The organism is Streptomyces sp. NPDC004065, assembly GCF_044903565.1.
GTDB lineage: Bacteria > Actinomycetota > Actinomycetes > Streptomycetales > Streptomycetaceae > Streptomyces.
Window position 1 is genome coordinate 432119 of the sequence record NZ_JBJDQT010000001.1, and the last position, 22564, is coordinate 454682.

Consider the following 22564-nt stretch of genomic DNA (forward strand, 5'->3'; position numbering starts at 1 on the left):
CGTCGGGCTCCACGGAAATGTCACAGCCCGGACGGACGGGACACCCCGGCGGGCGGGGAATCCGGCGGGCGGGCAGTCGGCGGGCGGGCAGTCGGCAAACAGCCCGCCCGGCCCCCTCAGGACCCCCGAAGGCCCGCGCCCGCCAGCGCGTCGCGGCAGAGCAGCCGCAGGGACCCGTGGCCGGCGAAGCAGCGGCGGGCCTCTTCGACGGGGTCCCACAGGCGGCCGTCGGGCGTGCGGATCCAGTGCTCGCCGCCGCCGGCCCACCACTCGGCCCCGCTCTCGCGGGCGATCACCTCGCCGGCGTAGGCGCCGAAGCCGCGCAGCACGCTCTCCACCGCCGCGTAGGGCGTGCCCTCGCGCCGTAGCTCCTCGATCACCCGGTCGACGCGCCACAGACTGCGCGCCGAGTAGTCCAGGCGCAGCCGGGCGCCCTCCCGCATCGCCGCCACGGTGTCCGCCGCCCAGCGCACCGGCTTGACGGCGGCGTGCGGCCTGGTCTGCTGCTGGGTCGTCCCATAGTGCGCTGTCACATAGGGAAGAGCGGGGCCGGGGCGGTTTCCGTCACCCGGATCCGGGCCCTTCCCACGACCCTTCCAGGACCCGACCAGGAACACCCCGCGACGCCCGCAGGACGGGCACACGATCCCCCTGCGGCGCGCGTGGGGCGCCGTGGGGCGCGTCGTGGGGCGCGTGGCGCGCGTGGGTCGGCGGCGCGGCCGTACGAGCCGGCCCGTGCGGCCGCCGTCCGGCCTCAAGCCCGGCGCGAGACCGCCGCCCGGCCTCACACCCGGCCGCGTGCCCGGCGCGAGACCACCGCGCGCAGGACCCGGCGGCCCTCGGTGCAGACCTCCAGGGCCTGGCGCAGTCCGGCGGTGCCGTGCCCGGCGAGCAGCTCCAGTACGGCGACCTGGCGCCGCAGCTCGGCGGCGACCAGCGGCGACATGCCCTCCGTGCGGCCCTCCACGGGGCCCGCACCGGCCCGGGCCAGGACGAGTGCCTCGGGCAGCGGGCCGTCCGGGGCGGCGTCCTCGGCCGGGTCGAGCAGCCGGTGTATCCGGAGGGAGGCGACGGAGCAGGCGTCGGCCCACGCCCGCACCTCCCCGGCGGTCCGGGCGGCGGGGGCGGTGGCGAGCATCCCGCGGGCCAGCTCCGTGGCCTCGTCCCCGGCGGCGCCCTCCGGGGCGGCCGCCGCGAGCGTGCCGCGCGCCCGCTCCAGCCGCTCGGCCCAGTCGCCGTCTCCCCCGGCCGCCCCGGCCGGGTCTCCGGCGAGGCTTCCCCACAGGGGCCGCAGCACCTCGTCGTCCCCGCCGAGCAGGGGCACACACCGATCCAAACAAGCCAGCCCGCTGGCGGCCAATCCGCGCTCGTCGGCCTGCGCGATCAGTTCCACCAGGCTCATTCACGCCTCCTTGCCGGGGCGCCGACCTTCACGGAGCCCGCACTCGCCCTTACTGCGTGCGACAGCCCCGTAGTGTCACACGGTCATCACACGCAGTCGAGGGGGAGACGGAAGAAAAGATTTCGGCCAACGCCGAACAACAACGCCGAAGGAAGGCGGGCCGGCCCCGCGCCGGCGGCGGGGCCGGGCTCAGCCCAGCCGGCCCGCGAGCGCCTTGAACTCCGCCCACGTCATCGCCGGCCTGCGCGGGTCCCACAGCTTCTGCGCGGTGGCCCGCAGCGGCATCCGGATGCCCCGGGCCACCTGGTCCTGGGTCTGGGAGTTCGCGAGGTCGCTCCACACGGCGAACGAACCGCCCAGGATCTGCGCGTCGTAGGCGGCGGGGACCGCCTCGGTGCCGCGCAGCACGCGCGGGGTCCACTGCTCGTAGATCCGCTGCCCGGTCGGGTAGACGAAGGTCTGCGGCTCGCCGAGGACGTAGTACAGGTACTCGTCGTTGTAGTTGAGCAGCTTGCGTCCGGCGGCGAGGTACTCGGCCGGCTTCCGGGCGCCGATCTCCTTGCCGGTCCAGTAGGCGACCTCGATGTCCTTGGCGGGCTGCACGGACGTGCCGCGCAGGAAGCCGTCGTTCCAGGCCCGCGGGGCGCGGTCGTGGTTGCGGACGGTGGCCGCGCGGTCGTTGAGCCAGGTGGTGGCCAGGTCGGACACGGTGCCGCCGGAGCCGTGGGTGCCGCGGGCGGCGGCGGCCAGCTGCGGGTAGGAGGCCGCGGGGCTGCGCACGGTCAGCGCCTGGTACTCGTCGCCGCCCAGGTGCCACTGGCCGCCGGGGAACAGGCCCGCGTACTCGTCGAGCAGGTCGTCGACGATCTGCGCGGACTGGTCCTTGGAGATGTCGACGGCGCCCCGGGTGGGCACGCCCCGCGCGGTGCGCAGCTGGAGATCGGGGTGGGCGGCGAGCACCGCGCCCAGGTGGCCGGGCGAGTCGATCTCCGGCACGACGGTCATGTGCCGGCCGGCGGCCAGGTCGACGATCCGCTTGACCTGCGCCTTGGTCAGGTGGTCGCGGGAGACGACCTCCGGGTGCGTGCCGGACTCGATACGGAAGCCCTGGTCGTCGGAGAAGTGCAGGCCGAGCTCGTTGTACTTCAGGTCGCCCAGTTCCCTTATGCGGTCCTCTATCCAGTCCGCCGAGTACGGCTTGCGCGCGATGTCGAGCATGAAACCGCGCCGGGGCTTGGCGGGCGCGTCGTTGACGACGCCCTCGGGCGCGGTGCCGCCGCCGTGCACCACCTGCTTGAGCGTGCGGGTGCCGTAGAAGACGCCCGCGTCGGCCGGCCCGCTGATCACCACCCGGCCGCCGCGCACGGTCATGGAGTACGACTCCGGGTTCCCGCCCTCGCCGCCGCTGAGGGCGAGGCGCACGTCGCCGGGGCGCACGTCGTCGCGCTCGCCCGCGTACGCGAGGCCGAGTTCGCCGGCGATCAGCCGTCCCTCGTCGGTGAGGGAGGCGTCGCTGACGACCACCCGCTCGCCGGGGGCCGGGCGCCAGCCGGGGCCGCGGGCGGCGGTGTGCGAGCGCACGGCGGGGATGGTGCGCGGCGCCTGGGACAGGGGGTAGCTGCGGGTGGGGCCGGGGCTGGCCGAGGCGGAGGAGGGCGCCGCGGCGGAGGCGTCGGAGGTGCGCCCGGCCGGACCGGCCGGCGGTTCCTCGCCCCCCGAGGCCCATACGGCGAGGCCGACGCCGAGGCCGACCGTCACGGCGAACGCCCCGCCGGCCAGTGCCTGCCTGTGCCGCACCCTGCCCCTCGGAGCCCGGTGCCTGTGCTGACTCACGCCCCCCAACCTAAGACCTGGGCGAGCGGGCCGCGTCCAGCGGCCGTTCCGAAACTCTCCCGTCCGGGTGAAATCCGGGCTTCCCCCGGACACGTCATGAGCACACCCGATAACGTAGCGGCACATCTCTCACAGCATCCCCTGCCGACACACACGGGGCGTCCACCGCGCACGCCGCCGTCATCCCACGCCGAGGACCCACGCTGCCCGCGCAGACTCTGGAGCACTTCAACGCCGCCCGCGCCGACGAGGCCCACCGCACCCTCCTGGCCTGTCTGCACAGCGCCCGCTGGGCCCGGCGGATCGCCGACCACCGCCCCTACCCGGACCTGCCCGCCCTGCTGGCGGCGGCCGACGAGGCGGCGTACGACCTGGGGCCGGCGGATCTCGCCGAGGCCCTGGCGGCCGAGTCGCTGCCGGCGCTGCCCGCGGGGACGTACTCGGCGGCCCACACGGCCCTCCGCGCGGCCCAGGCGGCGTACGAGAGCCGTTTTGGGCACGCGTTCGTGATCTGCCTGGACGACGTCCCGCCCGGCGAGGTGCTGGACCGGCTGCTGGCCGCCGTCCGCTCCCGGCTGGCGCACGACCCGGAGGAGGAGCGGCTGGTCGCGGCGGAGGAACTGCGGCGGCTGGCCCGCGGACGGCTGCTGCGGGCCACCCGCGGACACCGCGACGCGGCACAGGCGGGGCCGCGGGCCGCCACGCACACCGGGCCACACGCCGGGCCGCAGACCGGCACACACGCCGGGCCACAGGCCGGACAGCAGGCCGCCACGCATGCCGGACCGCAGGCCGTGACGCAGACCGGGCCACACGCCGGGCCGCAGGCCGGACGGCACGTGGGCCCGCCCGCCGCGCGGCGCGCCCCCGCCGCGCCGACTCACCCGTCCGTGCCCCTTTGAGTGCCAGTTTGATCACATGACCAGGCCCCCTGTAAGCACCACTGGCCCCGGTCGCTACGATGCTGGGGGCCGGTGGACCGTACCCGGCCGGGCCCGACCGACAGTGAAGCCGGCGCGGCCCTAGTCCCCGCTCCCGGAGGGTTCTTCCGTGCCGGCTGGAACGCTGTACCGCGGCCGGGAAGGAATGTGGTCCTGGGTGGCTCACCGAGTCACCGGCGTCCTCATCTTCTTCTTCCTGTTCGTTCACGTGCTGGACACCGCACTCGTGCGGGTTTCCCCAGAGGACTACGACAAGGTCGTGTCCACGTACAAGGCGCCGATCGTCGCGCTGCTGGAGTACGGCCTCGTCGCCGCCATCCTCTTCCACGCGCTCAACGGCCTGCGTGTCATCGCCGTCGACTTCTGGGCCAAGGGCGCGCGCTACCAGAAGCAGATGCTCTGGACGGTCGTCGGTGTCTGGGTCCTGCTGATGCTCGGGGCGATCTACCCCGTCCTGGGCCACGCCGCTCGAGTTGTGTTCGGGAGCTGACGCACATGGCCACCACTGAAACCACCCCTTCCGGCGTCGGCCCCGTCGAGGGCGGCTCGTACGGCGTCGACAACCCGGCGCCCTACATCGAGGCCCCGCGCAAGCGCACCAAGAAGACCCCGAAGTCGACCCGGGGCAACTTCGAGATGTACGGCTGGCTGTTCATGCGGCTGTCCGGCGTCGTGCTGGTCGTGCTGGTCATCGGGCACCTGCTGATCCAGCTGGTGCTGGACGGCGGCGTCTCCAAGATCGGCTTCGCCTTCGTGGCCGGCCGCTGGGCCTCCCCCTGGTGGCAGGTCTGGGACCTGCTCATGCTGTGGCTGGCGATGCTGCACGGCTGCAACGGCCTGCGCACGGTCATCAACGACTACGCGGAGCGGGCGAACACCCGGCTGTGGCTGAAGGCGCTGCTGTACACCGCCACGGTGTGGACCATCCTGCTGGGCACGCTGGTGATCTTCACCTTCGACCCGAACATCCGCTAGGCCCCGGGACCGAGGTAAATCCTGATGAAGATCCACAAGTACGACACCGTCATCGTCGGCGCCGGTGGCGCCGGTATGCGGGCCGCCATCGAGGCGACCAAGCGCAGCCGCACCGCGGTCCTGACCAAGCTCTACCCCACCCGCTCCCACACGGGCGCCGCGCAGGGCGGCATGGCCGCCGCGCTGGCCAACGTGGAGGAGGACAACTGGGAGTGGCACACCTTCGACACGGTCAAGGGCGGTGACTACCTGGTCGACCAGGACGCCGCCGAGATCCTGGCGAAGGAGGCCATCGACTCCGTCCTCGACCTGGAGAAGATGGGCCTGCCGTTCAACCGCACCCCGGACGGCACCATCGACCAGCGCCGCTTCGGCGGTCACTCCCGCAACCACGGCGAGGCCCCGGTCCGCCGGTCCTGCTACGCGGCCGACCGCACCGGTCACATGATCCTCCAGACGCTGTACCAGAACTGCGTCAAGGAGGGCGTGGAGTTCTTCAACGAGTTCTACGTCCTGGACCAGCTGATCACCGAGGTCGACGGCGTCAAGCGCTCGGCCGGCGTGGTGGCGTACGAGCTGGCGACCGGCGAGATCCACGTCTTCCAGGCGAAGGCCGTGATCTACGCCTCCGGCGGCTGCGGCAAGTTCTTCAAGGTGACCTCCAACGCGCACACGCTGACCGGTGACGGCCAGGCGGCCGTCTACCGCCGCGGTCTGCCGCTGGAGGACATGGAGTTCTTCCAGTTCCACCCGACCGGCATCTGGCGCATGGGCATCCTGCTCACCGAGGGCGCCCGCGGCGAGGGCGGCATCCTGCGCAACAAGGACGGCGAGCGCTTCATGGAGAAGTACGCGCCGGTCATGAAGGACCTCGCCTCCCGTGACGTCGTCTCCCGCTCCATCTACACGGAGATCCGCGAGGGCCGCGGCTGCGGCCCCGAGGGCGACCACGTCTACCTGGACCTGACCCACCTGCCGCCGGAGCAGCTGGACGCCAAGCTGCCGGACATCACCGAGTTCGCGCGGACCTACCTCGGCATCGAGCCCTACACGGACCCGATCCCGATCCAGCCGACCGCGCACTACGCCATGGGCGGCATCCCGACCAACGTCCAGGGCGAGGTGCTCGCGGACAACACCACGGTCGTCCCCGGCCTGTACGCGGCCGGTGAGGTGGCGTGCGTGTCCGTGCACGGCGCCAACCGCCTGGGCACCAACTCGCTGCTCGACATCAACGTCTTCGGCCGCCGGGCCGGCATCGCCGCCGCCGAGTACGCGGCGACGGCCGACTACGTCGAGCTGCCGGAGGACCCGGAGTCCTTCGTCGTCGAGCAGATCGAGCGGCTGCGGAGCTCCACCGGCACCGAGCGGGTGGCGACCCTGCGCCGCGAGCTGCAGGAGACCATGGACGCCAACGTCATGGTGTTCCGCACCGAGCAGACCATCAAGACGGCGGTCGAGAAGATCGCGGAACTGCGCGAGCGCTACAAGAACGTGGCGATCCAGGACAAGGGCAAGCGGTTCAACACCGACCTCCTGGAGGCCATCGAGCTGGGCAACCTGCTGGACCTGGCCGAGGTCATGGCGGTGTCCGCCCTGGCCCGCAAGGAGTCCCGCGGCGGCCACTACCGCGAGGACTACCCCAACCGCGACGACGTCAACTTCATGCGCCACACCATGGCGTACCGCGAGGTCGGCGCCGACGGGTCCGAATCCATCCGTCTCGACTACAAGCCGGTCGTCCAGACCCGCTACCAGCCGATGGAGCGTAAGTACTGATGGCAACCCCTGTTCTGGACAAGGCCGAGGCGGAGGCCCAGCCCGCGTCCCCCTACATCACGGTCACCTTCCGCGTCCGCCGGTTCAACCCGGAGGTCTCGGAGGAGGCGACCTGGGAAGACTTCCAGCTGGAGATCGACCCGAAGGAGCGCGTCCTCGACGGGCTCCACAAGATCAAGTGGGATCTGGACGGCACCCTCACCTTCCGCCGCTCCTGCGCCCACGGCATCTGCGGCTCGGACGCGATGAGGATCAACGGCAAGAACCGCCTCGCCTGCAAGACCCTCATCAAGGACATCAACCCCGAGAAGCCGATCACGGTCGAGCCCATAAAGGGGCTGACGGTCCTCAAGGACCTGGTCGTCGACATGGAGCCGTTCTTCCAGGCGTACCGGGACGTGATGCCCTTCCTGATCACGAAGGACACCAACGAGCCGACGCGTGAGCGCCTGCAGTCGGCCGAGGACCGCGAGCGGTTCGACGACACCACCAAGTGCATCCTGTGCGCCGCCTGCACGTCCTCGTGCCCGGTGTTCTGGAACGACGGCCAGTACTTCGGCCCGGCGGCCATCGTCAACGCGCACCGCTTCATCTTCGACTCGCGCGACGAGGCCGCCGAGCAGCGGCTGGAGATCCTCAACGACAAGGACGGCGTCTGGCGCTGCCGCACCACCTTCAACTGCACCGACGCCTGCCCCCGGGGCATCGAGGTGACGAAGGCGATCGCGGAGGTCAAGCGCGCGCTGATCACCCGGCGTTTCTGACCCGGCCCGCACCGCACCACGACGCGGACCCCGCCACCGGCTGCCGGCCGGTGGCGGGGTCCGCGTCGTTGCGTCCACGGGCCCCGGCACCGATCTAATCTGATGGCATGTCAGACGAAGAGTCGTACGAGCTGCTCGGGTTCGACAACGTGCTGCTGTCCGTGGGGGACCTCGGCGAGGCCGTGGGGTTCTACGGGCGCGCCGGGTTCGAGGTGGCGTTCCGCCTGGACGAGGCCGGGATCGCGCTGCTGAAGGTGGGGGGTGAGACGCCGGGGCTGCTGCTGCGTCAGGAGGAGGCGCTCGGGCACCGGCCGCCGCCGTGGGCCGCGCCGCGGGTGTGGCTGGAGGTCGCGGACGCGCGGGCGGCGGCGCGCGCACTCACGGCGGCGGGGGTCGCGCTGCTGGACGAGCCGTTCGCGGTGGCCACCGGCTGGACCGTGGAGATCGCCGACCCGTGGGGGAACGTCATCGGCCTCACCGACTACCGCAAGCGGCCGGAGCTGGGCCGGCGGCCCTGAAGGGCTGGGACCTTGAGGGGCGGGGACCCTGAGGGGCGGGGACCCTGAGGGACTGGGGCTGAGACGGGGGTCACGCCGGCCCCGCGCACCCTTGTGTTGAACACGTTCAAAAGCATCGCTACAGTCATCCACGACAGCGTTTTGAACGCGTTCAAGAAGGGGTGGGGTCATGGACCGCACGGTCATCGCCTATGTCATCTATCTGCTCGTCAGCGTCTGCCTGACCATCTGGGTGGCCCGCACGCTCAGCCGGAACGGGCGGATCTTCCTCGCCGATGTGCTGCACGGCGACGAGAAGCTCGCCGACGCCGTGAACCACCTGCTGGTGGTCGGCTTCTACCTGGTCAACCTCGGCTTCGTCGCGCTCTATCTGAGCGACGACGCCACCATCGAGGACACCCGGGGCATCTTCGAGGCCCTGTCGACCAAGCTCGGCGTGGTGCTGCTGGTGCTCGGCGCCATGCACCTGGGCAACGTGTACGTGCTCAACCGGATCCGGCGGCGCGGGGTCATGGAGCGCGAGCAGGTGCCGCCGGTCGCGCCGCAGGGCTGGGTCGCCCCGGCGGGCGAGGCGTGAGCGCGGTGCCGGCCGTGGCCGACGGGGGCGCCGGCGCCGCGCGGGTCCCGGTGCGCGGGCTGACCGTCCTGTACGACGCCGAGTGCTCGCTGTGCGCCTTCGTGCGCGACTGGCTCGTCCGGCAGCGGCAGCTGGTCCGGCTGGAGCTGGTGCCGGCGGGCTCCGAGGAGGCGCGGCGCCGCTTCCCCGGCCTCGACCACCGGTCCACCCTGGAGGAGATCACCGTGGTCGGCGACTGCGGTCAGGTCTACCGGGGCGCCGCCGCCTGGGTCACCGTCCTGTGGGCGCTGCGCGAGCACCGGCCGCTGGCCCACCGGCTCAGCACCCCGGCCGGGGCGAGGCTCGCCCGGGGCGCGGTGCTCGCCGCCGCGAAGTGGCGTGAGAGCCGGCAGCGGGGCGGCGCGCCGCGGGACGGCGGGCAGTGGGACGGCGGGCAGTGGGGCGGCGGCGTCTACCGGCGCGAGGACGGGTGGTCGTACGACCCGCGCGTCGGGTGGATGTACGACCGACCCGGCTGTGCCGGCGGCTCCTGCCCCACTGGCTAGGCTCTGACCGTGTCCCCGAAGAACGACGACGGCCCCGCCCCCGCCGCGGGCCCCAGCAAGTCCGAGCAGACCCGCGCCCTGATCCTGGAGACGGCCATGCGGCTGTTCCAGGAGCGCGGCTACGACCGGACGACCATGCGGGCCATCGCCAAGGAGGCCGGGGTCTCCGTCGGCAACGCGTACTACTACTTCGCGGGCAAGGAACACCTGATCCAGGGCTTCTACGACCGGATCGCCGCCGAGCACCAGGAGGCGGTCCGGGAGGTCCTGGCCCGGGAGAGGGACCTGGAGGCGCGGCTGGCGGGCGTGCTGAAGGCCTGGCTGGACGTGGCCACGCCCTACCACGAGTTCGCGGTGCAGTTCTTCAAGAACGCCGCCGACCCCGACAGCCCGCTCAGCCCCTTCTCCCCCGAGTCCGAGCACGCGCGCCGGGAGGCGATCAGCGTGCACCGGCAGGTGCTGCACGGGGCGAGGACCAAGGTGCCGGAGGAGCTGCGGGAGGTGCTGCCCGAGCTGATGTGGCTCGCGCAGATGGGGCTCGTCCTGTACTGGGTCTTCGACCGGACCGAGGGCCGCGAGCGCAGCTACCGGCTGGCCGAGCGGGGCGCGCGGCTGACCGCGCGCGGAGTCGTCCTCGCCCGGTTCCGGGTGCTGCGGCCCCTGGTGCACGAGGTCCACGAGCTGTTCCGGGACTTCCTCCCGGGCATGACGAGGGCGCTCCCGGACCCGGCGCGGGTCAACCGCCGGGAGACATGATCACTTCCGGGTGAACCGCCCGTAACGGGACACCGGCAGGCCCGGCTGCCTACGATGATGCTCTCGACACCAGCCCCTGGGAGGCACGCGATGTCCGCCGCAGCCATCGGGCAGCCCTTCGACGACCAGCCGTTCTCACTCACGGCCATCGCCGACGAGATCATGGAGCGCCATCCGGGCTACCGAGTCGAGATCATCGGAGGACATCTCCTCGTGACCCCTTCACCGGATGCCCCTCACGCCCGCGCCCTCACCGGCCTCATGATCCCGTTCATCGCAGCCGGCCTGCACGGCGACGAAACCGAGGTCCTGCAGAACGTCGGCCTCTGGCTGCCCACCGGGGACGAGGACTACGCCATCCCCGACCTCGTGATCGTGGACGCCGACATCGACGACCACTTCGTCGAGAACAACGCGTACGACCCTGTCTGCTTCCGCCTGGTCCTCGAGGTCACCGCCGGCAATTGGAGGGACGACCTGAAGACAAAGGCCGTCGCCTACGCCAGGGCGAAGGTGCCGGTCTATGTCATCGTCGACCGCGAGCACCAGCGCCTGCACGTGCTCACCGACCCCACCGGGGAGAAGTACGAGCACCACCGCCCGTACTCCCCCGGCGAGACCGTCACGCTGCCCGAGTCGATCGGCGCCAAGGTCACCCTCGACGTGACCGAGATCCTCAAGGCCGCGCGGAAGAAGGCCGGTTGACCGCGTCCCTCTCACCCTCCGCCAGCTCCACGTCGTACAGCAACGGCCCCTCCGTCACCACCACGTGCGCCCGTGACCCGTACGTCGCGGCCGTCGTCGCCAGCAGATAGGCACCCGGACCCGGTACCGACACGATGTACGAGCCGTCCGCCAGGGACGTCACCCGGTCCAGTCGGCGCCCGCCCTTGGACAGCAGCGTCACCGAGGCGCCCTCGACCGGGTCGCCGTCGGCCGTGCGGATGACGCCGTGGACCACGGAGGCGGGGCCCTCCGCGGTCGCCGGTGAGTCCGGCGACTCCTCCGCCGGCTCCACCGCCAGGTGCGGCAGCCGCTTCTCCAGCCAGGCCGGCAGCCACCAGTTGGACGAGCCCAGCAGGTGCATCGCCGCCGGGACGAGGGCCGTACGGAGGATGAAGGCGTCCAGGGCGACCGCCGCCGCGAGGCCCACGCCCGCCATCGCCGCGCCGTTGTCGCCGCTCAGCACGAAGGCCAGGAAGACGCAGACCATGATGAGCGCGGCGGAGTTGATGACCCGGCTGGTCTCCGCGAGGCCCACCCGGACCGCGCGGGCGTTGTCCCGGGTGTGCACCCACTCCTCGTGCATACGGCTGACCAGGAACACCTGGTAGTCCATCGACAGGCCGAACAGCAGGGACAGCATGATGACCGGCAGGAAGGCGTTGATCGGGCCCTCCCTGCCGAGGCCGAGCAGGTCCAGGCCCCAGCCCCACTGGAAGATCGCGACCAGGACGCCGAAGGAGGCCGCCGCGGCGATCAGGTTCATCACGGCCGCCGTCAGCGGCACCACCAGGGAGCGGAAGGCGACCAGCAGGAGCAGGAAGCCGAGTCCGATGATGGTGGCGACGAAGTACGGCAGCCGGTCGCCGGTGACGGACGCGAAGTCCTTGGAGACCGCGGTGACCCCGCCCACGTGCGCCCGCGCCCCGGCGCCCGGGATCACCTCGTCCCGCAGGGTGTCGATGAGGTCGTCGGTCTGCCGGGACTGCGGCGAGGTGGCCGGCACGACCTGGATCACCGTCACCCCGTGCCGCGGCGGCAGGGCCGCGACCCGCGCCACCCCGGAGGTCGCCTCGATGTCCTTGACCAGGGTGGTGGTGTCGCCGCCGGCCGACACCACCTGGAGGGGCCCGTTGAAGCCCGGGCCGAAGCCCTCGGCGAGCAGGTCGTAGGCCTTGCGGGTGGTGGTGGACGGGTCGTCGTTGCCCTGGTCCACGGCGCCCAGGCGCAGTGAGAGCACCGGCAGCGCCAGGACGGCCATGACGACGACGGCGAGCGCGGCGATCGTACGGGGCCGCCGCTGCACCTGCGCCGCCCAGCGGGCCGCCGGGCCGCTCGCCCGCTCCGCCTCGACGCCCCCGGCCGCCGTCCGGCGCCGCTGCCTGCGGCTGAGCACGCGCGGGCCGAGGAAGCCGAGCAGGGCGGGCAGCAGGGTGACCGCCGCCAGCACGCTGAGCACGACGGTGAGGGAGGTGCCGATGACCACGCCGTCCAGGAAGCGCAGATTGGTCACCAGCATGCCGGCCAGCGCGATGCACACCGTGCCGCCCGCGAACAGCACCGCCCGGCCGGAGGTGTTGAGCGCGGTGACCGCCGACTCCTCCGGGCCGTCGCCGCGCAGCATGCCGCGCCGGTGCCGGGTGACGATGAACAGCGCGTAGTCGATGCCGACGCCGAGGCCGATCAGCGAGGACAGCAGCGGGGCGAGGTCGGGGATGTCGGTGGTGTGGCTGAGGAGCTGCACGGCGAAGAGCCCGGTGCCGACGCCGAAGACCGCCACGGCGATCGGCAGCAGCATCGCGAACAGCGAGCCGAAGGCCAGGAACAGCACCACGGCCGCGGCCAGCAGGCCGACCATCTCCGCGAGGCCGGTGGGCGGCTCCTGCACCCGCTGGATGGCCTGGCCGCCCAACTCGACCTCCAGGCCCGCCGCTTCGGCGCCCCGGGCGGTGTCGACGACGTTCTGCACCAGGTCCTTGGGTACGGCGTTCGCCCGCTCGGTGAAGGTGATCTGCGCGTAGGCGATACGCCCGTCCCGGCTGATCTGCGCCGCTCCCTGCGGACCCGTGTACGGCCCGGCGACGTCGCCGACGCCCTCCATGTGCGCGATCCGGTCCAGCGCCGGCTGGATCCGGGACCGTACGTCCCGGTCCCGGACCGTGCCCCGGTCCGTCTTCCACACCACCGTGTCGGTGTCGCCGGCGCGCGCCGGGAAGGCCTTCTCCATCAGGTCGTACGCGCGCTTGGAGTCCGTGTCCGGGAGCGAGAACACGTTCGCGTAGTCCGTGCCCGCCGAGGAGGCCGTCGCTCCCAGCCCCAACAGCGCCCCCACCCACACCAACAGGACCACCAGCCGGTGCCGGTAGCACCACCGTGCCAATGCCGTCACGCTCAACGCCCCTTCGTCCTCGGTCGGTCCCCCAGGTCCTGGCTCCAGCATCGGCGGCGCTCCCCGCGTGCGAGGGGTGCCGCGCGCAACTCTCAAGGAACTCCAAAGCGGTGGCGGCCCCGGGCGCGGGCGGCGGAGCCGATACTGGGGGCATGACGACGGCCCCAGGCACCGTGCTGGTCGTGGAGGACGAGCCGAGCATCGCGGACGTCCTCGCGATCGCCCTGCGCTACCACCGCTTCGAGGTGATGACGGCGGGCACCGTCCGCGAGGCCCGCACGCTCGCCGGGCGCACCCGGCCGGACGCGGCCCTGCTGGACGTGATGCTCCCGGACGGCGACGGGCGGGGGCTGGGCCGGGAACTGCGGTCCCGGCAGCCCGAGCTGGCGCTGATATTCCTCACCGCCCGCGACTCGCCGGGCGAGATCGTCGGCGCGCTGTCCTTCGGCGACGACTACATCACCAAGCCGTTCAACATCGACGAGGTGGTCGCGCGGCTCACCGCGGTGCTGCGCCGCACCCGTCCCGCCGACGTCCTGCCGCAGCGCCCGCCGCTGCGCTACGGCGACCTGGAGCTGGACGAGACGACGTACTCGGTGCGCCGCGCGGGCCGGACCGTGGAGCTGACGCCCACCGAGTACGCCCTGCTGCGCTTCCTGGTGCGCAACGGCGGCCGGATCGTGCCCAAGGAGCAACTCCTCAAGCACGTCTGGCAGTACGAGCACACGCCGTCGGAGTCCACGGTCGTCGAGACCTACATCAGCTATCTGCGGCGCAAGCTGGACGCCCTGGGCGCCCCGGTGATCACCACCCGGCGCGGCGTCGGGTACGGGCTGGCATGAGGATTCCCCGGCTCCGGCGGCCGCGTGCGCCGCAGCGCCGGCGCGGCACCCACTCGCTGCGCGGCAAGCTGACGCTGGCCAACGTGGGGCTGCTCGCCGTGGGCATCGTCGTCGCGACGGCGGTGAGCCTGATGGGGATGCGGCACTACCTGCTCGGGCAGATCGACGCCCAGCTGATGAAGACCAGGCAGTCGCTGGGCAGTTCGGGGCTGACCATGCGGCAGATCGACTCGCTGGCCGCGCTGGCCCTGATCCGGGACCGGTTCGTGCAGCCCGCCGGCCAGCGGTCCCGGCCGGACTCGGTGTTCACCGCCGTCGACCCCGGCGGCCGGGCCATCCCGATCGCCGGTTTCGCGCCCAGCGACGCCCAGCGTGCCCTGGCCGACGCCGTCGGCGACCCGCGCGCGCTGGCCGCCGGCAGCACGCCCGAGGACATCGGCCTGCACGGCGCCTCCTACCGGGCGACCGCCGCCCGGCTCGACGACGGCAACTACATCGTGCTCGCCAGCACCACCGACGCGCTGCACCGGGGCATCGGCAAGGCGCTGAAGCTGGACCTGGCCGTCGGCACGCTGCTGCTGGCGCTGCTGGCGTGCCTGACCATGTTCTCCGTGCGGCGCCGGATGCTGCCGCTGGAGGACATGGTGGAGACCTCCTCGGCCATCGCCGAGGGGGATCTGACCCGGCGGGTGCCCTCCAGCCACCATCCGACCCAGGAGGTCGAACAGTTGCGGGTCGCGCTGAACTCGATGCTGCACCAGGTGGAGTCGGCGTACCGCACGCGCGAGCGCAGCGCGGCCCAGCTGCGCCGCTTCGTGGCCGACGCCTCGCACGAGCTGCGCACCCCGCTGGCGGCGATACGGGGCTATCTCCAGCTGTACGACAAGGGGATGCTGACCGAGCCGGCCGAGCGCAGGCGCGCCTGGGACCGGATGAACGCCGAGGCCGACCGCATGGGGCGGCTGGTGGACGAGCTGCTCACCCTGGCCCGCCTCGACCAGCGGCCAGAACTGCGGCTGCGCGAGGTGGACGCCGGCCGTCTGGTGCGCGACGCGGCCGAGGACCTGCGGGCGCAGCAGCCGGAGCGGCCGCTGACGGTCGAGGCGGACGGCGCGCTGCCGGTGCGCGCCGACGAGTCGGGGCTGCGCCAGGTGCTGGGCAACCTGGTGACCAACGTCCGGGTGCACACGCCCGCCGACGTCCCGGTGCGGCTCGCCGCGGAGCGCGTGGCGGGGACGGTACGGCTGCTGGTCGCGGACAAGGGCCCGGGGCTGGACGAGGACGACGCGGCCCGCGTCTTCGACCGCTTCTTCCGCGCGGGCGGCGGCGCGGGCAGCGGGCTGGGGATGGCCATCGTGCAGGGGGTGGTGGCCGCGCACGGCGGCACGGTCACGGTCCGCACGGCCTTGGGCCAGGGCTTCGCGGTGACGGTCGTGCTGCCGGCGGCGACGGCGGCCGGGGAGGACACGGCGTGACGTGCCCGCGGCCCGGCCCGGACCGTCCGCGGCCCGCCGCGAACCTCCCGCGGGCCGCCCGGGACCTCCCGCCGCCCGGCGCCGGACCGCCACCGGGCCGCCCCGCGGAGTGCGCCGCCGCCGTCGGATCCGGCGGGGCTTCCCCAGGCGGAGGACAGCGGGCGGGAAGCGTCCGTTTCACGCCTCGCGCGAAGCGAGCTGGATCACGGTGATGTCCGACGGAGCGCCCACGCGGGTGGGCGGTCCCCACGCACCGGCTCCCCGGCTGACGTACAGCTGGGTGTCGCCGTAGCGCTCCAGGCCCGCGACCGTGGGATTGGCCGCGGCGGCGATCAGGCTGCCGGGCCACAGCTGGCCCCCGTGGGTGTGGCCGGAGAGCTGGAGGTCCACGCCGTGCCGTACGGCCTCGTGGATCTGCACCGGCTGATGGGCCAGCAGCACACAGGCGCGGGCGGGGTCCCGGCCGCCGAGCGCGCGGCCGAAGTCGGGTCCCCGGCCCTCGCCGGCGCCCCGCACGTCGTTGACCCCGGCGAGGTCGAACGCGGGCAGCTCGGTGCGCGCGTTCTCCAGCGGGTGCAGCCCGAGCCGCCGCACCTCCTCCACCCACTGCGCGGCGCCGGAGAAGTACTCGTGGTTCCCGGTGACGAAGTACGCGCCGTGCCGGGCCCGCAGTCCGGCCAGCGGGGCCGCGGCCGGGCCGAGGTCCCCGACGCTGCCGTCCACGAGGTCGCCGACGACCGCGATGAGGTCGGGCTGGGTCGCGTTGACGGTGTCCACGACCCGCTGTGCGAAGCCGCGCCCGAGGACCGGTCCCAGATGGATGTCGCTGACCACGGCGATCCGGAACCCGTCGGCCGTGCGCGGGAGTCGGGCGAGCGGCACGGTGACCCGTTTCACACCGGGCCCGCGCAGCACGCCGTACGTCCCGTAGCCGACCGTCCCGGCGGCCGCGGCGGCCGCCGCCCCGGCGACGACCCGGGAGACGAACAGCCGCCGGGTGGGGCCGGCGGAGGCGGGCGTGTCCGGTGCGGGCCGCGCGGGCGGCCGGGGCGGCGTGGGTGAGCCGTCCTGCTCGCGGCCGGTTCCGGGCGCGGACCGGGAGCTTCCGGGCGTGGACCGGGAGGCTCCGGACACGCAACGGGAGCTTCCGGGCGCGGGCCGGGAGGCTCCGGACGCGGACGTGGCGCCGGAGGGTGTGGTGACCGACGCGGGCACCGGCTCCTCGGACGGCTCGGACGGGACGCCGCGGGTCCGCGCGGCGCGGCGGGCGCCCCGGACCGGCAGCCGCATCAGCAGCGGGCGCAGGAGCTCACCGGCGACCACCGCGAGCAGCAGGTACAGCGAGAGAGCCGCCCACAGGAACCCGGGCCAGGCCAGGGCGCGCTGGAGCGCGAAGGGGGCGCCGGCGCGTTCGGCGGCCAGGGCCCCCACGGCCAGCGCCCAGCCCCCGGCGATCAGCGCCGCACCCGCGCGCCGCACCCGTCCCGGGGCGCGGGTCGTGTCGCGGAACAGGCGCCGCCACACGTACCAGTTGGCCGCCACCACGGCGGCCAGTACCAGCAGTGCCACCAGCACCACGACGACCACCATGTGCTGCCCGACCCTTCCGTCGCTCGCGCGGTATGTCCGAAACGCTATGACGGGCGGCGCAGGGCGCGCAGCCCGCGCAACCCGATGCCACCGATGACCGTCCCCCATACGAAGGACGCGATGGCCAGGGCCAGATGGACCCAGAAGTACGCCGTCGGCCGGCCGTGGTCGAAGGCGAGCCCGCTGCCGTCCTTGACGAGATTCTTGACGAAAGTGACCCAGATGACCCAGCTCCACACCCCGAAGGCGAGCAGGAACCAGGACAGGGGGCGGCTGAGCTTCATACCTCCAGTATCGCTGCCGGGCATCCGGCTCCGGCCCCGGGGTGGGAGGGGGCCTGGGACACCGATGTCCATGACAGGTACCTTTCCGAGCGTGCTCGCACCTCACCGGACCACCAGGCGATCCCTGCTGGTCACTTCCGCCGCCCTGATATCCGTTTCGCTGACCGCGCCCGCCGCGCTCGCGGTGCCGGCCCCCAGGACCTCGGCCACTCCGCCGGCGCAGATGTCGGCCGTGGGCGGCGCCCGCCTGGGCCGGGCGGGCACCCAGGTCGACCTGGCGGGCGGCGCGCCCGTACTGCCCAAGGACCTCACCGCGCGCTCCTGGATCGTCGCCGACGCCGAGTCCGGCGAGGTGCTGGCCGCGCACAACGCGCACTGGCAGCTGCCCCCGGCGAGCACGCTGAAGATGCTGTTCGCGGACACGGTGCTGCCGAAGTTCCCCAGGTCCCAGAAGCACAAGGTGGCCGCGAGCGACCTGGCCGGGATGGGCGAGGGGTCCAGCCTGGTCGGGATCAAGGAGAACGAGACCTACACGGTGCACGACCTGTGGCTGGGCGTCTTCCTGCGCTCCGGCAACGACGCGGTGCATGTGCTGGCCGCGATGAACGGCGGTGTCCCGCAGACCGTGAAGGACATGAACGCGCACGCCCGTGAACTGCGGGCGCTGGACACCCACGTGGTGAGCCCGGACGGCTACGACGCGGACCGCCAGGTCTCCTCGGCGTACGACCTGACCCTGTTCGCCCGCTCCGGGCTGCAGAAGAAGGACTTCCGGGAGTACTGCTCGACCGTGCGGGCCAAGTTCCCCGGCGAGACGAAGAAGGACAAGAAGGGCAGGACCTCGCGGGGTTCCTTCGAGATCCAGAACACCAACCGGCTGCTGAGCGGCGACTACGACATCTCCGTCTACCAGGGCATCGCGGGGGTGAAGAACGGCAACACCACCCACGCGGGCGCCACCTTCACCGGCGTCGCCGAGCGGGACGGCCGGGTGCTGCTCGTCACGGTGATGAACCCGGAGAAGAAGGAGCACAACGAGGTCTACAAGGAGACCGCGAGGCTCTTCGACTGGGGCTTCAAGGCGGCCGGCAAAGTGCGACCGGTGGGCGAGCTGGTGCCGCCGACGAGCGCGGGCCGGCCCGGCGCGACCCCCTCGGCGGGCCGGGCGGGTGGCGGGGGCGGCGGCTCCTCGTCCCGCCCGGTGGCCGGCGCCTCCGTCGCCAAGGGCTCGAGCGGCGCCGGGGTCGCCCTCGGCATCACCGCCGGGGTGCTGGCGCTGCTGGCGGCCGGGGTCTTCCTGGTCAACCGCCGCTGGCCGCTGCCGGATCTGGTGCGCCGCCGGAGCCGTTCCTGACCGCCGCCCCCTTGCTTCCCGTCGCCGTCCAGGACGCGCAGTACAGCACCAGCTTGGAGGTGAAGTTGATCCACAGCAGCAGGGCGACGGGGACCCCGAAGGCGCCGTACACGCTCTTCGCCGCGACCCCCTGGATGTAGCCACTGAGCAGCAGCTTCAGCAGCTCGAAGCCGACCGCCCCGAGCAGCGCCGCGACCAGCAGCCGGCGGCGGGGCGGCTCGACCCCGGGCAGCAGCGTGAGGACGTACAGCAGCACCAGGAAGTCGGCGAGCACGGCTACGGCGAAGGCGACGATCCGCAACAGCACGCTGCCCCAGCCGTGTTCGTCCAGGCCGAACTGGCGGGAGGTCCAGCCGACGGCGGCCGAGGCGACGGTGGAGACGGCGAGCGTGACCACCACCGCGCCGCCGAAGCCGACCAGGACGCCCGCGTCCTTCACCTTGCCCAGCAGCGGGTTCTCCTCCGGGTCGGGCAACTCCCAGACGGCGCGCAGGCAGTCGCGCATCTGGCCGACCCAGCCGATGCCGGTCAGCAGCAGTACGGCGCCCGCGATCACACCGACGGTGCCGGCGTTCTCCACCAGGGCGCCGATGTCCAGTTGACCGCCCAGACCGGGGAACTGCTGCTCGATCCGGCTCTGCAGGGCGCGCTGCCGCCCGGCGCCGAGCGTCGCGGCGCCGATCGCGGCGCCCACCGTGAGCAGCGGGAAGAGCGCGACGAAGCTGACGAACGTCATCGCGGCGGCCAGCCGCGTCCACTTGACCCGGTCCAGCCGTTCGTAGGACCGCCAGGCGTGCGTGAGCATCAGGCGGGCCGCCCAGGGGCCGACGACGGGGAGGTTCCTCAGCCAGTCCATGACCCGACAGTGCCCGCCGGTGCCCGCTCCATGGCGGCGCCGACACCGCGTTTCTGCGACAAAACGCCCATAACCGAGCGATACAGTCGTCTGCCGTGAAGGATGCCTCCGGTCTGCACCGCCCCGCCCGTCCCGACCTCCTCCCCCGCCTGGACCGCCTCCCGCGCCTGGACCGCCTCGCCCCGGCCGGCCGGCTGCCCCGGTCGCTGCTCGTCCTCGGCGGCACCTCGGGGATCGCGCTGGCCGTCGCCCGGCGGCTGATCGCCCGGCGCACCCGCACGGTGTGGCTGGCGGGCCGGCCCTCGCCGGCGCTGGAGGAGGCCGCCGCCCATCTGCGGTCGCTGGGCGCCGAGGTGCGCACGGTCGCCTTCGACGCGCTCGACCCCGCCTCCCACGACGCGGCTCTCGGCAAGGTGTTCGCCGAGGGACCGGTCGACATGGCGTTGCTGGCCTTCGGTGTGCACGGCGACCAGGCCTACGACGAGCGGGAGCCGCTGAACGCGGTGCGGGTCGCGCAGACCAACTACACCGGCGCGGTGTCCGCGGGGCTGGTGGTGGCGCGGGAGCTGCAGAACCAGGGGCACGGCTCGCTGGTGGTGCTCTCCTCGGTGGCCGCCGAGCGGGCCCGCCGCACCGACTTCATCTACGGCTCCAGCAAGGCGGGGCTCGACACCTTCACGCAGGGGCTGGGCGACGCGCTGTACGGCACGGGCGTGCACGTCATGGTCGTACGCCCCGGGTTCGTGCGGTCGCCGGCCACGGCGGGCCGGGCGGCCGAACCGCTGTCGAGCACGCCGGAGGAGGTCGCCTCGGCCGTCGAACTCGGCCTGCGGCGGCGCTCGGAGAACGTGTGGGTGCCCGGCAGGCTGCGGCTGGCGGCGGGGGTGCTGCGGCACCTGCCGCGGGCGCTGTACCGGCGGCTGCCGCTGTGAGCGGCCGCGCCACCTGCCGTGCGGGCGCCACCTGCCGTGCGGGCGGGCGCCGCCTGCCGTGCGGGCGCCGCCTGCCGTGCGGGCGCCGCCTCCCGTGCGGGCGCCGCCTACCGTGCGGGCAGGGTGCCGCGGTCCACCGGGCCCGCCTGCGGGGGCACCACGGCACGGCCGCCGAAGGCGAACTCGCGCAGCCTGCGCCAGACTCCGTCGCCGCCCTGCTCGTGCAGGGCGAAACCGGTGCACTGCCACTCGGCCTCGTAGCCGGCGAGCTCCTCGAAGGCGCGGTCCATCGCCGCGTCCTCGATGCCGTGCGCCACCGTGACGTGCGGGTGGTAGGGGAACTGCAGCTCGCGGGCCACCGGGCCGGAGGCGTCGCGGACCTGCTTCTGCAGCCAGGTGCACGCCTCGGCGCCCTCGACGACCCGTACGTACACCACCGGTGACAGCGGCCGGAAGGTGTCCGTGCCGGACAGCCGCATGGTGAAGGGGCGCCCGGCCGCGGCCACCTCGGTCAGATGGGCCTCGATGGCCGGCAGGTCCGCCGGGTCGACCTCGGTCGGCGGCAGCAGGGTGACGTGCGTGAAGATGCCGTGAGCCGCGGCGTCGCCGAAGCCCACGCGCCGCTGCTGGAGCAGGCTGCCGTGGGGCTCCGGGACCGCGATCGACACGCCGATCGTTACGGTCCCCACGTCGTCTCCTTCGTCTGCCGGAAGGCTCGTCTTTTCGTTCTTCGCGGTTTGGCCGTTTTCGTCACCGCCGTCCGGCTTCGACTGTACGACCACGGCCGTGCCGTGGGCAGGCGCAGCCGGAGTGATGTGCAGCGCTTTGCCCGGGTACGGGAATGTGCGGGAGCGCGCCTCAGTGCTTGGCGGGCAGGAAGCCCACCCTGGCGTACGCCTGGGAGAGCGTCTCCGCGGCGACCGCGCGCGCCTTCTCCGCGCCCTTGGCCAGCACCGAGTCCAGCGTCTCCGGGTCGTCCAGGTAGGCCTGGGTGCGCTCCCGGAACGGCGTCACGAACTCGACCATGACCTCGGCGAGATCCGTCTTGAGCGCACCGTAGCCCTTGCCCGCGTACTTCTCCTCCAGTTCGCCGATACCCGTACCCGTCAGGGTCGAGTAGATCGTCAGGAGGTTGCTGACGCCCGGCTTGGCCTCCGGGTCGAAGCGGACGACGGTGTCGGTGTCGGTGACGGCGCTCCTGACCTTCTTGGCCGTGGCCTTGGGCTCGTCCAGCAGGTTGATCAGGCCCTTCGGCGTGGACGCCGACTTGCTCATCTTGATCGTCGGGTCCTGGAGGTCGTAGATCTTCGCCGTCTCCTTGAGGATGTACGCGCTGGGAACGGTGAAGGTGTCGCCGAAGCGGCCGTTGAAGCGCTCGGCGAGGTCGCGGGTCAGCTCGATGTGCTGGCGCTGGTCCTCCCCGACGGGCACCTCGTTGGCCTGGTACAGCAGGATGTCGGCGACCTGGAGGATCGGGTACGTGAACAGGCCGACCGAGGCGCGGTCGGCGCCCTGCTTGGCGGACTTGTCCTTGAACTGGGTCATCCGGGACGCCTCGCCGAAGCCGGTGAGGCAGTTCATCACCCAGGCGAGCTGGGCGTGCTCGGGCACATGGCTCTGGACGAACAGCGTGCACCGCTCCGGGTCGAGACCGGCGGCCAGCAGCTGGGCGGCGGCCAGCCGGGTGTTGGCGCGCAGCTCGGCCGGGTCCTGCGGGACCGTGATCGCGTGCAGGTCGACGACCATGTAGAACGCGTCGTGGGTCTCCTGCAGGGCCACCCACTGGCGGACGGCGCCCAGGTAGTTGCCGAGGTGGAACGAGCCTGCGGTGGGCTGGATTCCGGAGAGCACACGGGGTCGGTCGTTGGCCATGTGCACCATTCTCTCAGGTGCGGGGCACTGATCCGGAACTGGCCGGGCACCGGCCCCGCACCCGTCGCGCGCCGCGGCGGGTCCGTTGTGCCCACGGGGTGGGTAGGTAGAGCCGGAGGGACGGAAGGGGAGGAGGGGGTCCTCGTGCGACGGCCGG

General features: G+C 73.0%; 22 protein-coding genes and 1 pseudogene. 14 read left to right on the plus strand and 9 right to left on the minus strand.

All coding sequences use genetic code 11. The features are described 5' to 3' along the window. Positions 1 to 116: 116 nt before the first annotated feature. From ACI2LW_RS01950 to ACI2LW_RS01960, 3 genes are all read right to left on the minus strand, one after another. Positions 117 to 533 (minus strand): hypothetical protein, encoded by a 417-nt coding sequence (locus tag ACI2LW_RS01950; protein WP_404729159.1) that lies wholly within the window; start codon positions 531 to 533, stop codon positions 117 to 119. 251 nt (positions 534 to 784) lie between these two features. Continuing rightward, the gene (locus tag ACI2LW_RS01955) at positions 785 to 1402 is read right to left on the minus strand and encodes a hypothetical protein (RefSeq protein WP_404729160.1); all 618 of its coding nucleotides are present in this window, start codon (positions 1400 to 1402) and stop codon (positions 785 to 787) included. 189 nt (positions 1403 to 1591) lie between these two features. Continuing rightward, positions 1592 to 3235, minus strand: coding sequence for a glycoside hydrolase family 20 protein (locus tag ACI2LW_RS01960; RefSeq protein ID WP_404729161.1), 1644 nt, complete (start codon positions 3233 to 3235; stop codon positions 1592 to 1594). 182 nt (positions 3236 to 3417) lie between these two features. Between ACI2LW_RS01960 and ACI2LW_RS01965 the strand changes: the two are divergent. The 10 genes and pseudogenes from ACI2LW_RS01965 to ACI2LW_RS02010 form a co-directional block, all read left to right on the plus strand. Beyond that, a pseudogene (locus ACI2LW_RS01965) lies at positions 3418 to 3927 on the plus strand (2-oxo-4-hydroxy-4-carboxy-5-ureidoimidazoline decarboxylase); the annotation flags it as partial. A 358-nt stretch (positions 3928 to 4285) separates the two neighbouring features. After that, positions 4286 to 4666 carry a succinate dehydrogenase, cytochrome b556 subunit gene (sdhC, locus tag ACI2LW_RS01970; protein ID WP_404729162.1) on the plus strand — a complete coding sequence of 127 codons (381 nt, stop codon included), beginning with the start codon at positions 4286 to 4288 and terminating at the stop codon, positions 4664 to 4666. A 5-nt stretch (positions 4667 to 4671) separates the two neighbouring features. Beyond that, positions 4672 to 5151, plus strand: coding sequence for a succinate dehydrogenase hydrophobic membrane anchor subunit (locus ACI2LW_RS01975; RefSeq protein WP_404729163.1), 480 nt, complete (start codon positions 4672 to 4674; stop codon positions 5149 to 5151). Positions 5152 to 5175: 24 nt separating this feature from the next. Further along, complete coding sequence (gene sdhA / locus ACI2LW_RS01980; protein WP_404729164.1) at positions 5176 to 6930, plus strand: succinate dehydrogenase flavoprotein subunit; 1755 nt, start codon at positions 5176 to 5178, stop codon at positions 6928 to 6930. Next, positions 6930 to 7694: a succinate dehydrogenase iron-sulfur subunit gene (locus ACI2LW_RS01985; RefSeq protein WP_404729165.1), complete on the plus strand. Its 765-nt coding sequence runs from the start codon at positions 6930 to 6932 to the stop codon at positions 7692 to 7694. Before sdhA ends, ACI2LW_RS01985 begins: the two co-directional genes overlap by 1 nt. 107 nt (positions 7695 to 7801) lie before the next feature. Next, complete coding sequence (locus ACI2LW_RS01990; protein ID WP_404729166.1) at positions 7802 to 8212, plus strand: VOC family protein; 411 nt, start codon at positions 7802 to 7804, stop codon at positions 8210 to 8212. A 169-nt stretch (positions 8213 to 8381) separates the two neighbouring features. Next, complete coding sequence (locus tag ACI2LW_RS01995) at positions 8382 to 8789, plus strand: hypothetical protein (RefSeq protein ID WP_404729167.1); 408 nt, start codon at positions 8382 to 8384, stop codon at positions 8787 to 8789. Continuing rightward, positions 8786 to 9334 (plus strand): thiol-disulfide oxidoreductase DCC family protein, encoded by a 549-nt coding sequence (locus ACI2LW_RS02000; protein ID WP_404729168.1) that lies wholly within the window; start codon positions 8786 to 8788, stop codon positions 9332 to 9334. Before ACI2LW_RS01995 ends, ACI2LW_RS02000 begins: the two co-directional genes overlap by 4 nt. 9 nt (positions 9335 to 9343) lie before the next feature. Further along, positions 9344 to 10090, plus strand: a complete 747-nt coding sequence (locus ACI2LW_RS02005) for a TetR family transcriptional regulator (RefSeq protein ID WP_404729169.1) — start codon at positions 9344 to 9346, stop codon at positions 10088 to 10090. Positions 10091 to 10180: 90 nt separating this feature from the next. Beyond that, positions 10181 to 10795: a Uma2 family endonuclease gene (locus ACI2LW_RS02010; protein WP_404729170.1), complete on the plus strand. Its 615-nt coding sequence runs from the start codon at positions 10181 to 10183 to the stop codon at positions 10793 to 10795. On the opposite strand, the gene ACI2LW_RS02015 is transcribed toward ACI2LW_RS02010, so the two are convergent. Beyond that, positions 10767 to 13193 carry an MMPL family transporter gene (locus tag ACI2LW_RS02015; RefSeq protein ID WP_404729499.1) on the minus strand — a complete coding sequence of 809 codons (2427 nt, stop codon included), beginning with the start codon at positions 13191 to 13193 and terminating at the stop codon, positions 10767 to 10769. The genes ACI2LW_RS02010 and ACI2LW_RS02015 overlap by 29 nt on opposite strands. A 161-nt stretch (positions 13194 to 13354) precedes the next feature. On the opposite strand from ACI2LW_RS02015, the gene ACI2LW_RS02020 reads away from it, so the two are divergent. Next, positions 13355 to 14044 carry a response regulator transcription factor gene (locus tag ACI2LW_RS02020; protein ID WP_404729171.1) on the plus strand — a complete coding sequence of 230 codons (690 nt, stop codon included), beginning with the start codon at positions 13355 to 13357 and terminating at the stop codon, positions 14042 to 14044. Further along, positions 14041 to 15519: a sensor histidine kinase gene (locus ACI2LW_RS02025; protein ID WP_404729172.1), complete on the plus strand. Its 1479-nt coding sequence runs from the start codon at positions 14041 to 14043 to the stop codon at positions 15517 to 15519. The genes ACI2LW_RS02020 and ACI2LW_RS02025 overlap by 4 nt, the downstream gene beginning before the upstream one ends. 177 nt (positions 15520 to 15696) lie before the next feature. Here ACI2LW_RS02025 and ACI2LW_RS02030 read toward each other — a convergent pair whose 3' ends face one another. Both ACI2LW_RS02030 and ACI2LW_RS02035 read right to left on the minus strand, forming a co-directional pair. Further along, positions 15697 to 17109, minus strand: a complete 1413-nt coding sequence (locus tag ACI2LW_RS02030; protein WP_404729173.1) for a metallophosphoesterase — start codon at positions 17107 to 17109, stop codon at positions 15697 to 15699. A gap of 44 nt (positions 17110 to 17153) precedes the next feature. Next, positions 17154 to 17393: an SCO4848 family membrane protein gene (locus tag ACI2LW_RS02035; protein WP_404729174.1), complete on the minus strand. Its 240-nt coding sequence runs from the start codon at positions 17391 to 17393 to the stop codon at positions 17154 to 17156. Positions 17394 to 17484: 91 nt separating this feature from the next. Between ACI2LW_RS02035 and ACI2LW_RS02040 the strand changes: the two genes are divergently transcribed. Continuing rightward, positions 17485 to 18747, plus strand: coding sequence for a D-alanyl-D-alanine carboxypeptidase family protein (locus ACI2LW_RS02040; RefSeq protein ID WP_404729175.1), 1263 nt, complete (start codon positions 17485 to 17487; stop codon positions 18745 to 18747). On the opposite strand, the gene ACI2LW_RS02045 is transcribed toward ACI2LW_RS02040, so the two are convergent. Then, positions 18695 to 19603, minus strand: a complete 909-nt coding sequence (locus ACI2LW_RS02045) for a YihY/virulence factor BrkB family protein (protein ID WP_404729176.1) — start codon at positions 19601 to 19603, stop codon at positions 18695 to 18697. The genes ACI2LW_RS02040 and ACI2LW_RS02045 overlap by 53 nt on opposite strands. Before the next feature lie 167 nt (positions 19604 to 19770). On the opposite strand from ACI2LW_RS02045, the gene ACI2LW_RS02050 reads away from it, so the two are divergent. Beyond that, the gene (locus ACI2LW_RS02050) at positions 19771 to 20535 is read left to right on the plus strand and encodes an SDR family NAD(P)-dependent oxidoreductase (RefSeq protein ID WP_404729500.1); all 765 of its coding nucleotides are present in this window, start codon (positions 19771 to 19773) and stop codon (positions 20533 to 20535) included. 107 nt (positions 20536 to 20642) lie between these two features. On the opposite strand, the gene ACI2LW_RS02055 is transcribed toward ACI2LW_RS02050, so the two are convergent. Both ACI2LW_RS02055 and trpS read right to left on the minus strand, forming a co-directional pair. Next, a complete protein-coding gene (locus tag ACI2LW_RS02055; protein ID WP_404729177.1) occupies positions 20643 to 21224 on the minus strand; it encodes a 2'-5' RNA ligase family protein in 582 nt (193 codons plus the stop codon). Between the two features lie 169 nt (positions 21225 to 21393). Beyond that, a complete protein-coding gene (gene trpS, locus ACI2LW_RS02060) occupies positions 21394 to 22407 on the minus strand; it encodes a tryptophan--tRNA ligase (RefSeq protein WP_404729178.1) in 1014 nt (337 codons plus the stop codon). Positions 22408 to 22564: the final 157 nt, after the last annotated feature.

Bases quoted from the DNA above. Each gene is read 5' to 3' on its own strand.
- ACI2LW_RS02025 (WP_404729172.1), top strand. From the start codon at position 14,041: ATGAGGATTCCCCGGCTCCGGCGGCCGCGTGCGCCGCAGCGCCGGCGC.
- sdhA (WP_404729164.1), top strand. From the start codon at position 5,176: ATGAAGATCCACAAGTACGACACCGTCATCGTCGGCGCCGGTGGCGCC.
- ACI2LW_RS01995 (WP_404729167.1), top strand. From the start codon at position 8,382: ATGGACCGCACGGTCATCGCCTATGTCATCTATCTGCTCGTCAGCGTC.
- ACI2LW_RS01990 (WP_404729166.1), top strand. From the start codon at position 7,802: ATGTCAGACGAAGAGTCGTACGAGCTGCTCGGGTTCGACAACGTGCTG.
- ACI2LW_RS01955 (WP_404729160.1), bottom strand. From the start codon at position 1,402: ATGAGCCTGGTGGAACTGATCGCGCAGGCCGACGAGCGCGGATTGGCC.
- ACI2LW_RS02020 (WP_404729171.1), top strand. From the start codon at position 13,355: ATGACGACGGCCCCAGGCACCGTGCTGGTCGTGGAGGACGAGCCGAGC.
- ACI2LW_RS02010 (WP_404729170.1), top strand. From the start codon at position 10,181: ATGTCCGCCGCAGCCATCGGGCAGCCCTTCGACGACCAGCCGTTCTCA.
- trpS (WP_404729178.1), bottom strand. From the start codon at position 22,407: ATGGCCAACGACCGACCCCGTGTGCTCTCCGGAATCCAGCCCACCGCA.
- ACI2LW_RS01975 (WP_404729163.1), top strand. From the start codon at position 4,672: ATGGCCACCACTGAAACCACCCCTTCCGGCGTCGGCCCCGTCGAGGGC.
- ACI2LW_RS02030 (WP_404729173.1), bottom strand. From the start codon at position 17,109: ATGGTGGTCGTCGTGGTGCTGGTGGCACTGCTGGTACTGGCCGCCGTG.
- ACI2LW_RS01985 (WP_404729165.1), top strand. From the start codon at position 6,930: ATGGCAACCCCTGTTCTGGACAAGGCCGAGGCGGAGGCCCAGCCCGCG.
- ACI2LW_RS02045 (WP_404729176.1), bottom strand. From the start codon at position 19,603: ATGGACTGGCTGAGGAACCTCCCCGTCGTCGGCCCCTGGGCGGCCCGC.
- ACI2LW_RS02035 (WP_404729174.1), bottom strand. From the start codon at position 17,393: ATGAAGCTCAGCCGCCCCCTGTCCTGGTTCCTGCTCGCCTTCGGGGTG.